Genomic DNA, 14,274 nt, shown 5'->3' with positions numbered 1-14,274 from the left:
TCGGGCTCAACTCCCAAATCGGGAAGGTTTGATAGCCATGCCATATGTTCGATCCGAAAACAGTTTCGCCGATGCGACCACCAAGGCCATGCATGCCGTCGGTGGCGAGGCCTTGGCCGGAGTTTGCGGGGTTTCCTATTCCCGGTTGCGTCAATGCGCCAATCCGATGCGCGGCGATGTGATCAATATGCAGGCCGCGGTTGATGCCGATATCGCATCGGCCCGGGCCGGGGCAGGGTGCCCGCATTTTGAAAGTTACGCCGCCCAGCTTCATCGCGCCGGGGTTTTGGGTGGGTTTGATGCCGAACGTGCCGGATTACGCGCCCTGATCCGGTCCATCGCCGCCCTTTTGCGCGAGGCAGCGGATCGCATGAGTGTCGCCCTAGAGCCGCAACCCAGACTTTGCGGGGTGGCGGCATGATCCAGCGCACCCCCATCCCGCAATCCATTCTTGATGACATCATTTCCCGCACCGATCTGGTTGATCTGGTCGCTAATTCCGGCGTCAAGCTGATCAAATCGGGGCGTGAATATCAGGGGCTTTGCCCGTTCCATTCCGAACGCACGCCATCCTTCACTGTTCGGCCTGACAAAGGGTTTGCACATTGCTTCGCCGCAGAAACAAAGGTCATGACCTTTGGGGGTTCTTCGCGGATAGATGAGCTTGTCGATACGACCCAAAAGGTTCTGACTGTTGGCGGTGTCTGGGTTGATGCCGAGTTCAAATCTTATGGCAAGCAACCGCTTTTGCGGGTGAGTTTGCGCCGCAATGGTGTCGCCAAGGTGGTGTATGCCACGGCGGGGCACCGCTGGTTCATTCGGGGCCGTAATACCGCGATTACAACGAGTGATTTAAAGCCCGGTCACCGTCTGAAATTTGTTCTTCCTGCTCCTCGGTCTGACTGGTCCTTGGATGCTGACGGTGTTGTGCATGGCATCGTTTTTGGCGATGGTTACTTGCAGTATTCGCGTTACGGGGAAGTAACCTTGCATGGCGGCAAGGTGCTTGACCTTTTGAAATGGTTTCAGGGCGGTAACGTGCAGGGGCGGCGATCCAATGGAATGCCGTATGCGCGTGTTTATCGCGGTCGCGAATGGCAGCACATGAAATCCGTGCCGGATGATTCGCGGGATGATGCCTATCTGCTGGGTTTCCTCGCCGGGTATTTGGCAACAGATGGCCATGTCGCCAAAGACGGTACCGTCATGCTGAATTCGGCGGACCGGTCGATACTCGAATGGGTTCGTGATACGGCTCAGAAGCTCGGTATCGGGACTTACGGCATTACGACGCAAATGCGCGAAGGTTACGGTGGTTCGGACAGTGAATTGCATCGCATCCACTTTGTTCCGGATACGCTTGATCCGGTGATGATTTTGCGAGCCGAGGCTCGCGGCCGATTTCTGGCATCGAGCAAATCGTTTCCTCGGATGCGCTGGTCCGTCGTTTCGGTCGAAGAAACGGATCGGATCGAAGATGTCTATTGTGCAGAAGTGCCAGGCACTCATGCTTTTGCGCTTGAAGACAATATCCTGACCGGAAACTGTTTCGGCTGTGGCGCCCACGAAACGGCTATCGGCTATCAGATGCGCGTTTATGGCCAGTCCTTTATCGAGGCGGTCAAGGGGCTTGCGTGGCAGGCGGGTGTTGATCTGACCGATTATGTCGGGCGGGCGGAAAAGCCCAAGGCCGCGCCCAAGCCCAAGATCGCCAGCCGTGCGGATGAAGGGACGCGTGAAACCGAAACCGAAAAGCGCCGTCGGCGCGGGCAAAGGATGTGGCAACGCGGCGTTCGGATCGAAGGGACCGCAGCCGAGGTTTATCTTGCGCAACATCGCGGGATTGATCGGGCATTGTTCCTTCATAACCCGGTGCATCGGTTCGTGCCCGATTATGAATTCTGGTATCGTGCGCGGGATGCCAAAAAGCCCGAGGCGATCTGGACAGGTCCAGCCTTGCTGACCGTCATGCAATATCGCGATGACCGGTTTGCCGCCTGTCATATCACCTGCATCGATCTGGATCAGCCAAAGGGGCGGTTGAAGCTTCCCGCGCCCGATGATGACCGAGATCTGAATACCAAGCGCGTGATGGGCGATCCGTCAACAGCGGCCATGCGGCTTGGCAAACCGGCCTTTGTGATGGTGGGCGGCGAGGGGTTGGAAACGACCTATTCCGGCATGATGGTTTCCGGGCATTCCGGCTGGTGTTCCTATTCGCTGGATAACCTTGTCGGTGCCTGCCTGATGGATGCCAAGGGGGATCGTCATCCTTATGACGGGCGGCGTCGTTTGCCCGCCGTTGTGCCCGATATGGCGCGCCCGGGCATGATCTGGCCGCGGGAATGCCGCGAGAGGATTTTCCTTGGTGATGGCGATACCAAAGACATGCCGATGCTGCGCGCCAAGCTTGAGCGTGGTTGCCGCCGTGCGGCCCAAGAGGGCTGCAAGGGTCGTGTGGCCATGTCAAAGCCAGGTACAGATTTCAACTCGATGATCTTGGGGGCGGCGTGATGGTGAAGAAATCCAAAACCAACAAGGGCGCCATGATGCAAGGCGGTCAGTCGGGCAAGGTCGATTGGGAACGCCCGGACGAAAATCAGTTCTATCCCACGCCGCCCGAGGCGACCGAGGCGCTTATGCGCGCCATGCCGCATCTTGCCGGGGGCAAATATTGGGAATGCGCGTGTGGCGATGGCCGGTTGGCGAAGGTGCTTGAATTTCATGGCTGCAAGGTCATTTGCACGGATCTGATTGATCGGGGTTACGGCGAGGGCGGGGTTGATTTCCTTGCCACCACGCGCCCACGCGCATCGAAAATCATTACAAACCCGCCCTTCACGCTGGCGCAGGCTTTTATCGAGCATGCCATGCGCCTGCATATGGAAGAGGTCTGGATGTTGCTTAAAACCAACTATTACCAAACCGCCAACCGGCAGGGGTTCAAGGCGCGTATCCGGCCCAAATACAAGCTGGAGCTGTCATGGCGCATCGATAGCCTTGGCCTTGGTAATGGCGCGCTTGATTGCGCTTGGTTCGGGTTCGTCCGCGATTATTCCGGCCCGACCCTTTGGGATACGCTGCCAAAGCCGAAAATGGGCAACCTTGACCTGTTTTTGCCTGCTCAAGTGACGCCGACAGCGCAATCAAGTCTTGTGATGCCTTCGGGTGTGCAGGGGGTGTTGATTTGATGCCGGGTGCAAACATTCAATCCGCAAGCGGCCAGATGCGGGGGCATACAGGCCGCTTGCGGAAAATATCAAAGGGCACGCCTTGCGGCTTCTTCCAGAAAACCGGAAACCGCGCGTTTGCCGTGTTTGGCTTCGATCTGGTCAATCAGATTGCCGTCAAGGGTCAGGTTCATCCGGCGTTTCTTGCCGGGGACGGCAACCGTGACCGGAATGCGCGAGATTTCGGTGCATTCGGGTTCCGGATTGGCCGGCAGGGCTTCGAAGGCGGTCGGGACCGGAATATCGTCGCCGTCTTCATGCATGCCGTCGATGTGAAAGGTCAAAGCCTCGTTCGCCATTTCGAGCAATTCCTGCATGTCTTTTCCGCCCGTCACGCAGCCGGGGAAATCGGGGAAAACAATCGAATAATCGGTGTCGTCATCTTTGAAAATGACACCCCAATAGGTCTGTTTCATCGTTCTGTCGCCTTTGCATTATGCGGGGTCATGGATGGGGGAAGCTGCTTATCGCAGCTTCACCCCGGATTGTTTCTCGATACTTCGGAGCGTCCCGATCCTTATGTCCTTTTTCGGATGAAGGACGGTGGTGCGTCCGGGTTTGCTTGGGTGTTTGAACTGATGGTGACTGCCTTTGACATTCACAAGAAACCATCCGTCAGCCTCAAGCGCCTTGATGATCGATTTACTGTCCATGGCCTCCGCTTCCGTTGTTCATGGGGGTATTATGCGCACATGCTGTATAATCGTCAAGGAAAAAATACAGCAAATGCGCATAAAAATAGTGCCGGGTTGACTGTCCGGCGAGCTGGGCGTATGGTGCGTCCCATCAACGGGAAAAATCCGTTGTGGGGGCCTTCAAACCTCCTGTTCCAGACGGTCAGCCGTCACGTCAGTTACGGCTATTTTTGTGCCCGAAATTTGGGTGCATCTTCTCGCTTAGGGCGGGAGGGCGGTGAATATAAGACCCTTCGGGGGAATAAACCCGCCTGCCTCTGGACAGGTTTGAAGCCTCCCGCCACCAGTGCGGTCCTTCAAAGCCTCATTGGTGGTGTTGTGAAACGCCGACCAGAGGGCTTTGACATGACCGATGATGTTTCCGGGCGGAATCCGCCTGAAAATCCCCAGATCAAAACAGATAATGCCACCGTGCGCGGTCTTTCCCGTGCTGAACGTGCCGCAATCCATCGTCGCGCAACCGATGTTGCGACGATGCTGTTTCCCTATGTCCGCGATTACATGGTGCGCAGCGCTTTGGGTTGCTTGCGCACATCCCCCAACGTCAAAATTTCCGCGCTCCCGATGCCGCCTGATGTGGGGTTGATGATCGCCCGGTATCGCACGTTCGGCGTCGATGGATTTGATCCGCGCAAACCACATCACCATCGCCGTGTGTGTTCGGTTGGCGCGGCCCTGTCCTTGGTCGAGGCGGTCACAAAAATTCGCGCGGTTGCGGGTGAATTAGACCCGGAAATGGTGTTGACCGACGAAGGCAACGATTGGGCGCATGATCAGATTACATCCGCGCTTTCCGACCTTCTATCCATCGAAATTGACGCGGGGTTGCTATGAAAAGCCGCATTGTCGTTAAGCCATGTGATCATCGCGGATGCAAACGCGCCGGATCGCACATCATGGTCAATCATGGTCGGTGGTGCAGTGAACACATTCCGCCCGAATTTTACCGCCACAAGCGCATCGCTGCGGGACTTGAAAAAGAATTCGAACCGATTGGCGAATTGCCCGCCGATCAACGCAAGCCAAAACAGGAGAGGTTGTTCTGATATGTCAGATGGTCAAACGAATGAACCGCAAGAGCGCAATGCCAGTTATGAGGCGGCGAAGCAGATTATCAATGGCGCGAAGATTGTCGGCATTGATGGTGCGAAGCTTGATCCCGAGGATGTTTTGTATGACGTCGATGCGATGAACGAGCATTATGCGCTTGTCATGATGGGGGGGAAGCCGCTGATTTTGGAAGAAAACTTCAAGCGCGGTGAATGCCCGGTCGAAGATCGTGTCAACCTGATGTCGGTTGATGCCTTTCATGCGTGGTTTGCCAACCAAGAACAGCGGGTTTCCAAGGATAAGTCGGTCTCGTGGTCCAAGCTTTGGTTCAAGGACCCGCAAAGGCGGCAATATCGAGGGGTTTCCTTTGCACCGGGAAGCACGACGCCGTGGGGTGTTTATAACCTTTGGCGCGGTTTCAGTTTGCCTGCGGATTACGATGAATGTGAAAGGAAATGCGACATCTTCCTTGATCACGTGCGCACCAATATCGCGGGCGGGAACGAGGCGCATTTTAGGTTCATCATGGGATGGGCGGCGCATATGTTCCAGAAGCCGACCGAGCGGGCCGGGGTTGCCGTGGTGTTGCGCGGCGGGCAGGGCAGCGGCAAGACGTTGTTCGGGCAAACCTTGGGGCGGTTGATCGAAGATCATTATGCCTTGGTCGATGATCCGCGTTATGTGGTCGGGAACTTTAACGCGCACCTGGCATCGACGTTGCTCTTGCAGGCGGATGAAGGTTTCTGGGCCGGTGACAAGCACGCCGAGGGGCGGTTAAAGGGGCTTGTGACATCCGATTATCATATGATCGAGCGAAAGGGCGTCGATGCCTTCCGGGTCAAGAACTATGTCCATTTGCTGGTGACATCCAACAACGATTGGGTTGTTCCGGCGGGGCATGATGAACGCCGGTTTGCGGTGTTTGATGTGGCCAATCGCAGCCAGCAAAACCGGCAGTATTTTGGCGAAATGATCCAGCAGCTTGAGGATGGCGGGTACGAGGCGTTGCTTGGCTATTTGCTGGCGTTTGATCTTGATAGCGTCAACCTTTGGGATATTCCGAAAACGGCGGCGTTGGCCGATCAGAAACTATCCAGCCTGTCGGTCGAGGAAAGCTGGTGGCTTGTGTGCCTGCGGCGCGGGCATGTGACATTCCAGGGTGACGGGGTGCAACATTGGATGCCGTATCTGCCGAAATCGGATGTTTATGCCAACTATCTGCAATGGGTCACGCAGCGCGGGCGAAAATTCCCGATGACGGAGGAGCAGTTTGGCAGGCGATTATTGCGCATATGCCCGGGCATTACGGCGGGCAGGCGAAGGTTTGACCATGGGCAGCGCAAGTATGTCTATCAATTCCCGCCGCTTGATGAAAGCCGACGGTTGTTTGCCGAAATGATCCGGACGGACATCGATTGGGATGAAGGCGACCTTGACGATGGAGATCAGGGGCAATCTGGCGTGGGGGTTTCTGATTTGTCGCCTGATGACCTTTGACGGGCGTGGTCTGTCTGGTTTTTCGTCCCGCCATGTCCTTACTTTTTAAGGGTGTGGGGGACGGAAAAACCAAGGGTTTTCTAGGCTGGTCCTATTTGTCCCAAAAGTCCCACGTCGTGCATATATGTGTGTGGGCGGGCGTATATACACATAATACATATACATGGGTAATACGGGATATATAGGACAGAAAACATAAGCTACTGAAATTAAACAACAAATACACCCCGATTTGTCCCGAAAGAATTTCAGAAATCAGGACGCCGTTGGGACGGTAAAAGGCAGGCAAGCAATGGACCGAGAAAATCTGATAAAGCCGATTGGCATTGAAAGGCTGGTAAACTGGGCCTTTGAGCGGGAAAAGGTCGCCATGATGGTCGGTCAGGACCGGGGCATATTTCCGATACTGGCGCAATTGCAGCGGACGACGGTGGGCTATGGCGAACGGATCAGCGGCGGGGGCGGGGCGACCGGCTATGACATTCATCCCGATGCATCCGTCGTTTACGAGGCGTGGCGCTTGGTGATGGAGGTCAGCGCCGAGGGGGCAAGCCTGATCCGGTCTTATGGTGAAAGCGCCCTACGCCCGGATTGGATTGCGGATGGTGAATTGCGCTTTGAGGCGGACATTGATCCCGTTACCGGTTTGGTCAAGCCCGCCCGGGATGCCAATCGAAACCTTGTGCGGGAGAGCTGCCGGGTCAAGCGGGTGGGAAAGTTGCCCGATATCGTCCGTGTTGCGCGGTCGGAATACCGGGTTTGGTGGGCGGCGCTTCATTACCTGCAGGAATTGGTTCGCGAGGCGGCGGAAAATCAGGGCGGTTTGGTGCAGTGGCGCCTGACCCGCGAATTGCCGCCAAAAGAGCCGTGGATGATCATGGGGCCGGGGAATGGTTTATCATGCGATAAAGTGGCTTGACTTACGCGCATGTATTTGACAATCTACCCCCGAACAAAAAAGCGCCTGTACGGAACATTCCGGCAGGCGTTTTTTCTTGCCTCGATTGCTGTTGTGCGCGCCCTGCCTAGAAATAGGCGGGGCGTTTGCATTTCAGAATCGGTCGGGGTGATTGCTTGTCTGTGATCGATACCGAAAGGCGTTGTCATGTAACTCGATCTTTTTCCACCCTTGTTTCCAGAACTTATGACCCGCCGGGCAATGCCTGTGCGGGTCGTTCTTTTTGGGTGTTGACGTGGACGGCGGGGCGCCGACTACCGGTTTGGGCGTGGCCGGTGTGGGGCAACCGGCGAACCGCCGTCCTCGTCAGCATCGAAATCGAAAGTTTGTCAGATGCGTGAAGAATACCCGAAGAGCGAACCGCAAGAACAATGCGATGAACCTGGCGAGGCTGGTTGTATGTCATGTGGCAACGCCAGCCTCGCAACCCTTTCGGCCCTCCGTCTCGGCGATGAAGTCGGGCCACGCCGATATCGGATGTATTGCGGGTGTTGCGGGGCGCATTGGGTACGTCGCGTTTACGACTAGGCCCGGAAAAATGCACGGGTCCTTCCCGGGATGTTTCGCCTAACGGGTAAAGCGAACCGTTTGTATTCGCTCCGTTTCCTGACTTTCACGAGCCTTAACAACTTAACAACGGCCTTAACTCCGGGTGTTAAGAACCCGCAACTATCCTTAATCGAACCTGTATCTGACGAAATCTGGTGGCGGAATGGCATCATCTTCCGAGGTTGTTTCAAAGTCTGAGTTTGCCAGATTGATCGGCGTGTCAAAGGCGCGGGTGTCTCAGTTGATTAGCGAAAGCAAAATCACTGGCGATGCCATCCAAGGTGAAGGGCGGACAGCAAAGATTGTGGTTGCGGCTGCGATGGTGCAGCTAAAGGCGACGCTCGATCTGGATCAGCGGGCAGCGAATGGTCGCGCGGACTTAAACACTGTCGACGGCAGTGTTGAAACGCCGTTGCCGACTGAGAATACTTCGGTATTGCGGGCTCCCACCACAGACGATCTCTACAAGCAGGAACGTCTGCGGAAAATTCAGCATGAAAATGAGGACTTGGAAGAAAAGCGCCGTGAAAAGAAGGGCGTTTACGTCAGGTCCGATGTGATCCGGTCGACGGTTTCACGACATGTGGGTTCAATGATTGATGGGTTTGAAGCGGACCTAGCACATTGGGCCGAGGAATTGTCTGCGGAAACTGGCGGTTCGGTCAAGGAACTCAAACACAAACTCAGGAACCTGTTTCGAGGCACGCGCGAGAAGTTGGCACGGCATAGCCGCGAGCTGCAGAACGAGCTTCCCGATTATGACGAGGAAGCGATCGACAGCGAGGACGACGCCAGCGCGGTCTGAATGGAAACGCGATGGCAATTCTACTACGAAACCCTGATCATTTGATTGCCGATACTTTGGCAACCATCCTTGTGCCTGCGCCGCCTGTGGATTTGAACAAGTGGGCGGCGGACAATATTTCGTTTGGGTCTGACAGCCCTTTCCCCGGGCCTTGGAATGGCGATCTGTTTCCGTTCTTTTCTGAAATTCTAAGCGCCCTTGGACCGGAAGATCCTTGCCGCATTGTTACGCTTCGTAAATCCGCCCAGATCGGCGGAACCATTGTTGCGCAAGCTTTCATGCTTGGCACTTCCCTACAGGACCCGGGGTTCTTTCTTTACGTTCACCCTACAGAAGGTAACGCGTCACGTTGGGCCAAGACAAAACTCCGTCCAATGATCATGAAAATGCCCGCAGCCATGAAGGAGTTTTCCTACGGTCGCAATGAAGGCTCATGGGATTACATCGAGCGCCGCGATATGCGTGGTGGTATTCAGGTATCTGGCGCATCATCTTCTGCCAGCCTGTCCATGATTTCTATGAAAAGACAAGTGCAGGACGATCTTGCCAAGTGGGAAAACGACCCGGTCGCGGGTGATCCGGAAGTTTTAGCAAGTTCTCGATCACAGGCGTTCGAAGACGCGAAAATCTTCAAGAATTCGACGGCTTTGGTTTGGCCGGGGTGCCGCATCACTCGGAACTATCGGGCAGGATCGCAGGAGAAATTCCACGTTCCTTGTCCGGGCTGTGGCAATTATCATTCACTTGAATGGGAAAACTTCGTTGTCGATTTTGAAAACCCGGCGAAGTCTCACTTCATCTGTCCTTGCGAAGGTTGCGTAATTGAACAGCGCCACCGTCGGGAAATGGTCAAGCGTGGCAAATGGGTGGCGGATCGTCCTGAGAGGAAAGCGTCGCACCGAAGCTTTCATCTTTGGTCCGCATACGCTCCTTTGATGGCTTGGCAACGCATCGCCGAGGAATGGATAAGGTCGGCAGGTGATCCAGATTCGGAAAAGACTTTCTTCAATGATGCGCTTGGTCTGCCTTATGAAGTACAAGGCGAAGCGCCGCCATTTGATGAACTGAAAAAGCGCGCAGATGCCACCGGTCATCGCCGTGGGATAATCCCTTGGGGTTTCCCGCTTCTTACGCTTGGGGTCGACGTTCAAGGTGATCGCCTCGAATGGCACCTGCAGGCATTTGGACCCGATCTGAAGAAGGCGACGGTCGATTACGGCAAAGTGGATGGCTTCATCGGCGAAGAGGAAACGCGCAAAAGACTTGATGAGTTGATCAAGTCGACCTGGCCTAATGCTGCGGGCAACAGAATAGCTGTCGATATGATGGCGATTGATGGCAACGCATACACCGAGGACGTGTTTGATTGGGCCAAAAGTCACTCTCGCACAAAGGTAATGGTTATTCGTGGTCGGAAGGGTGAAACCGCCCCTTTGATAGCGGAAATCAAAGACGAAAGGGACCGTCGCGGGCGCAAGAAAAAGCGTCGCGGTCGGCCTTTTTACAATCTTTGTGTCAGCAAATTTAAACTCTCGCTTTATCGGAACTTGGAAAAGTCCGACCCGTTGCAGCGCGGGTATGTTGCGCTTGCCAGCGGTTTTGAGGATGAATGGTTTGAGCAATACACGTCCGAAAAACGCGTTGCAAAGCGGTCCAAAACCCTCGGTGCGCCGCCAGAATACGTCTGGGTAAAGTCGGACGGTGTTCGCAACGAGGTTCTAGACACGGCAATTTATGGTGAAGCCGCTGCAATCACCAAGGGGTGGCGCGACATGCCGCCTGAGACTTGGGAAAGATTGCTGCAAGAGCGCGAGATCAGGCCGGTTACTGGGCAGTTGGATATTGAGGATTTGCTGCTCAAAACCAATTCCAATCCCGCGCCTGCTCCCCTGCAAACCCAGCCCGCGACAATCAATAAATCTGGGCCTGCTGGCATTTCACCGGCTAGGCGTCGCGCGCTAAAATATGCGAGCTGATCAATGGCGACAAAAGAAGAAATGAAATCCGAGCTTGATCAGCTTCTAGGCCGTCGGTCGCAAATCATGACCGACGATTGGATTAGCGGCGTCGGAAATAATGGTCGATCAGTTCAGTTTGGCGATCGCGTCAAGCAAATAGAACTGATCGATCGTCGTATCAATGAACTGAAGATCGCCTTGGGTATTGTGTCGCGCGGGTATCTGGTAGGTCGAAGATGAGCAATCCGATCACAATTCTTGGGGCGGACGGTTTGCCGATGAAGAAATCGGCATCTTCGTTTGTTGCGCCTCGATCCGGTGGTTTCGGATCAGTTGGCGGGACACTTGCTGGATGGTCTCCACGACTGCGTGCTGCCGATGATCGGTTCTCGTCTGGTCGTGACCGTATGGTGGCTCGTGTTCGTGATCTGGTTGATCGAAACGGTTGGTTGTCAGGCGCAGTGCAGCGCCAAGTCGATGAAGCGATTGGCGCGAACTTTCGATTTAACTGGAACCCTGACCTGCAGTCGCTGGGGTTGGACCGAGATTGGGCCAAGGAATGGGTTGCTCAGACGGAAAATGCTTTTCACAACTATGCCAATGACCCTCGCCGTCCTCTTGATGCGGGCGGTCGTTTGAACTTGGCCGGAATTCTAGGGCTGGGCTTTCGCCATCGGATGGGAGAAGGGGACGCAGTTGCACTTGCGCAGTGGCTACCCAAGCGGCCAGTCACTTATTCAACAGCCATTCAGGTGGTGGACCCGGATCGACTGTCAAATCCGTTTGGTAAATTCAACACGGAAGAATTGCGTAACGGTGTCGAGATCAATGGATTTGGTGCGCCTGTTGCCTATCACTTCCGTAGTCGGCATCCGAATGACCCTTGGGCGATCAAAAACCAAAACTGGGTTCGGGTAAATGCGCGGACCAAGTGGGGGCGCGCCCGGGTGCTGCACTTCTTCGAAATGGAACAGGCTGGTCAAACCCGGGGACGTGGTTTGCTTGGCCCCGCTATCGAAAAGTTGAAAGTTGCGGACGACTACGAGCGTTCGGAGCAAGAGGCGGCGCTGATCAACGCAATTTTTGCGGCATTCATCGAAAGTCCGTTCGACAAGACGATCATGGATGAAGTGACCGAAGATGAGGATGCGATTTCGCGTTATCAGAGAGAGCGCGCTGAGTTCGCTGAAAGCAACCCGGTCCTGTTTGGTGGGGCAAAGGTTCATCGCCTGTTCGCTGGTGAAAGCTTCAATTTCAATCATGGCAACCGTGATAATGCGGCCTTTCAAGTTTTCATTTCCAATGCCTTGCGGCATGCGGCGACCGCGCTTGGTCAGTCTTATGAAGAGTTTGCCAACGATTGGTCAGGAACGAACTATTCGTCAGCCCGCGCAGCGATGCTGAAGTCTTGGAAGTTCCTCACGACACGGCGCGGTCACTTCGCAAATGGTTTTGCGACGCCCATTTTTGCGCTTTGGCTGGAGGAACATATCAGCAAGGGCAAGATTGATCTGCCTGCTGGCGCCCCTTCATTCTGGGAAAATCCGGCAGCTTGGTGTCGTGGAAGCTGGATCGGTCCCGGTCGTGGATGGGTTGATCCGGTTAAAGAGGCAAATGCTTCTCAAATCCGCATGGAAAACAACCTATCGACATTGCAAACCGAAGCCGCCGAACAGGGTGCGGACTATCGCGAAATCTTGGATCAGCGGGCTCGTGAGCGGGATGAATTCGAGGAACGTGGCCTTGCGTACCCCGGAGGGGACCAATCGCAGGTTACATATGTCGAAGATCAGAATGGCGACACTGTAAGCGCGCACGTTTCTCGGCTGGAAGATATCGGTCGGCGCGCCCAGATGCGGAGAAAATAAGGATGTCTGCAATTTTTGCGAACCTTTGGGGGCGACTGATTGGTCGCCCCCTTCTTGTTACGCCGGAATGCGCCCGTGATTTGACCGCCTATTTGATGGGACGGTCTAATTTGTCCAATGGCTTTATCGTCGAAAATGATGCCGTTCATGCGGTCAGCGATTTGATGGCGGGTGTTACCAGCATCAAAGCGCGATCCGACCACACTGATCAATTTTATCGAGTGATTGATGGTGTTGCCATCGTCCCGGTTCGCGGCACGCTGGTTCAACGGCTCGGCCTTCACCCGTATTGTGGAATGACGGGATATGACGGGATTGCTCGCAAGGTTGATCAGGCTGTAGGTGACAGTTCGGTTAAAGGCATCATGCTCGAAATCGACAGTCCGGGCGGGGAAGTTGCGGGCGTTTTAGAGCTTGGTGAAACCATTCGTGCCGCGCGTGAAAAAAAGCCGGTATGGGCAGTGGCCGACGAAAAGGCTTATAGCGCTGGCTACTGGGTGGGGGCGCAAGCAACCCGGTTGATAGTTCCAAAGACAGGTGGTGTCGGCTCGATAGGCGTCATCACCATGCATGCGGACTATTCCGAGCGTCTCAAGGGCGACGGGGTTAAGGTCACGATAATTTCCGCAGGGGCGCACAAAGCAGATGGAAATCCGTTCCAACCTTTGCCGGACGATGTTCGCGATCGTGTTGCGGCGGAAGTAGAAGCAACCCGTCAATTGTTCGCGCAAGAAGTGGTCAAGGGGCGATCCAATCTTTCGGTTGAAGATGTTCTTGCGACCGAGGCGCAAAGTTATGCCGCTGAAGAAGCGGTCGAAATTGGGCTGGTCGATGGTGTCCAGTCCAGTAAGTCGGCAATGGCCGACTTCATTGCAACGCTGTCCGGACGGACAGTAATTGGCCCTATTCAAAGCAAAGGTGCTTCTGAAATGGATAAACCGAACGACGATAACCGTCCGGATGCGATTGATCCGGGCGCAACCGAGGCGAACGTTGCTAACGCGACCCAGTCTGCGGCGAGTGCTTCGGATGAGCGCAAACGAATTGCGGGAATTCTGAGCAGCAAAGAGGCGGATGGTCGCAAGGATCTCGCGGAACATCTTGCTTACAATACCGACCTTTCGGTCGAAGCGGCAACGGCGATGCTCTCCAAAGCGCCGGTCGCCAAGGCAGACATTCTGTCCGATGCGATGGCCGGTGAGCCGAACTCGGTCATTGGTGATGAAGGCGAACCGCCCCGTGAACCAAGCAAGGCCGAGAATCTTGCCGCGAATTTTGCGGCAATGACCGGTCGTAAACCGAAAGGATGATGAAATGACTACCCATACATACATCCCTGAAAACCTGATCGCCGGTGATTACCCGGCAATGACGGAGCCAGAGATCATTGCGACGGGCCAGGTGTTAAAGCGGGGTGCTTTGCTGGGCCGCAGTACAGCGACCGGGAAGCTGCATCTGTCGGCTTCGGCGGCAGCAGACGGAACGGAAAAACCGATCGGTATTCTGGTTGCCGCCATGGACACGACTGGCGGGGATGCCGAGGGTCCGGTCTACAAGTCCGGAATTTATCATTATAGCGGGCTTGAAGTTGGCGCCGGTTGGGACAAGTCGTCCCTTCGCGCGGCGCTTGATGGCACCCCGCTGTTTGCTGTTTGATCGGGGAA

The 14,274-nt window shown here is 55.2% G+C and carries 15 protein-coding genes; 13 read left to right on the top strand and 2 right to left on the bottom strand.

Annotated elements, in window-relative coordinates:
- The first annotated feature begins 37 nt into the window (after window positions 1-37).
- Genes ABIE64_RS17270 through ABIE64_RS17260 form a run of 3 tightly spaced genes read left to right on the top strand, consistent with a single transcriptional unit; the run spans window position 38 to window position 3,191 of the window.
- Window positions 38-421, top strand: a complete 384-nt coding sequence (locus ABIE64_RS17270) for a hypothetical protein (RefSeq protein WP_354378087.1) — start codon at window positions 38-40, stop codon at window positions 419-421.
- Window positions 418-2,514, top strand: coding sequence for a CHC2 zinc finger domain-containing protein (locus tag ABIE64_RS17265; protein ID WP_354378086.1), 2,097 nt, complete (start codon window positions 418-420; stop codon window positions 2,512-2,514). Before ABIE64_RS17270 ends, ABIE64_RS17265 begins: the two co-directional genes overlap by 4 nt.
- A complete protein-coding gene (locus tag ABIE64_RS17260) occupies window positions 2,514-3,191 on the top strand; it encodes a hypothetical protein (RefSeq protein WP_196871157.1) in 678 nt (225 codons plus the stop codon). Before ABIE64_RS17265 ends, ABIE64_RS17260 begins: the two co-directional genes overlap by 1 nt.
- Window positions 3,192-3,259: 68 nt before the next feature.
- Here ABIE64_RS17260 and ABIE64_RS17255 read toward each other — a convergent pair whose 3' ends face one another.
- Both ABIE64_RS17255 and ABIE64_RS17250 read right to left on the bottom strand, forming a co-directional pair.
- Window positions 3,260-3,646, bottom strand: coding sequence for a type II toxin-antitoxin system HicB family antitoxin (locus ABIE64_RS17255; RefSeq protein WP_196871158.1), 387 nt, complete (start codon window positions 3,644-3,646; stop codon window positions 3,260-3,262).
- A gap of 48 nt (window positions 3,647-3,694) precedes the next feature.
- Window positions 3,695-3,883, bottom strand: coding sequence for a type II toxin-antitoxin system HicA family toxin (locus tag ABIE64_RS17250; RefSeq protein WP_196871159.1), 189 nt, complete (start codon window positions 3,881-3,883; stop codon window positions 3,695-3,697).
- A gap of 387 nt (window positions 3,884-4,270) precedes the next feature.
- On the opposite strand from ABIE64_RS17250, the gene ABIE64_RS17245 reads away from it, so the two are divergent.
- The 10 genes from ABIE64_RS17245 (at window position 4,271) to ABIE64_RS17200 (ending at window position 14,266) form a co-directional block, all read left to right on the top strand.
- The gene (locus tag ABIE64_RS17245) at window positions 4,271-4,759 is read left to right on the top strand and encodes a hypothetical protein (protein ID WP_196871160.1); all 489 of its coding nucleotides are present in this window, start codon (window positions 4,271-4,273) and stop codon (window positions 4,757-4,759) included.
- Window positions 4,756-4,971 (top strand): hypothetical protein, encoded by a 216-nt coding sequence (locus ABIE64_RS17240; protein WP_196871161.1) that lies wholly within the window; start codon window positions 4,756-4,758, stop codon window positions 4,969-4,971. The genes ABIE64_RS17245 and ABIE64_RS17240 overlap by 4 nt, the downstream gene beginning before the upstream one ends.
- A gap of 1 nt (window position 4,972) precedes the next feature.
- Window positions 4,973-6,472 carry a DUF5906 domain-containing protein gene (locus ABIE64_RS17235; protein ID WP_354378085.1) on the top strand — a complete coding sequence of 500 codons (1,500 nt, stop codon included), beginning with the start codon at window positions 4,973-4,975 and terminating at the stop codon, window positions 6,470-6,472.
- A 292-nt stretch (window positions 6,473-6,764) separates the two neighbouring features.
- Window positions 6,765-7,391 carry a hypothetical protein gene (locus ABIE64_RS17230; RefSeq protein WP_354378084.1) on the top strand — a complete coding sequence of 209 codons (627 nt, stop codon included), beginning with the start codon at window positions 6,765-6,767 and terminating at the stop codon, window positions 7,389-7,391.
- 751 nt (window positions 7,392-8,142) lie between these two features.
- Entirely contained in the window at window positions 8,143-8,784 is a 642-nt protein-coding gene (locus ABIE64_RS17225) for a hypothetical protein (protein WP_354378083.1), read from the top strand.
- Window positions 8,785-8,795: 11 nt separating this feature from the next.
- Window positions 8,796-10,760, top strand: coding sequence for a phage terminase large subunit family protein (locus ABIE64_RS17220; protein ID WP_354378082.1), 1,965 nt, complete (start codon window positions 8,796-8,798; stop codon window positions 10,758-10,760).
- Window positions 10,761-10,763: 3 nt separating this feature from the next.
- A complete protein-coding gene (locus ABIE64_RS17215) occupies window positions 10,764-10,982 on the top strand; it encodes a hypothetical protein (protein ID WP_354378081.1) in 219 nt (72 codons plus the stop codon).
- Window positions 10,979-12,610 carry a phage portal protein gene (locus ABIE64_RS17210; protein WP_354378080.1) on the top strand — a complete coding sequence of 544 codons (1,632 nt, stop codon included), beginning with the start codon at window positions 10,979-10,981 and terminating at the stop codon, window positions 12,608-12,610. Before ABIE64_RS17215 ends, ABIE64_RS17210 begins: the two co-directional genes overlap by 4 nt.
- 2 nt (window positions 12,611-12,612) lie before the next feature.
- Window positions 12,613-13,920 (top strand): S49 family peptidase, encoded by a 1,308-nt coding sequence (locus ABIE64_RS17205; RefSeq protein ID WP_354378079.1) that lies wholly within the window; start codon window positions 12,613-12,615, stop codon window positions 13,918-13,920.
- Between the two features lie 4 nt (window positions 13,921-13,924).
- Window positions 13,925-14,266 (top strand): head decoration protein, encoded by a 342-nt coding sequence (locus tag ABIE64_RS17200; RefSeq protein ID WP_354378078.1) that lies wholly within the window; start codon window positions 13,925-13,927, stop codon window positions 14,264-14,266.
- The last annotated feature ends 8 nt before the right edge of the window (window positions 14,267-14,274 follow it).

Source organism: Thalassospira sp. MBR-102 (assembly GCF_040549275.1).
GTDB classification, from domain to species: Bacteria; Pseudomonadota; Alphaproteobacteria; order Rhodospirillales; family Thalassospiraceae; genus Thalassospira; species Thalassospira xiamenensis.
This window is presented reverse-complemented; position numbering and strand designations above follow the sequence as displayed.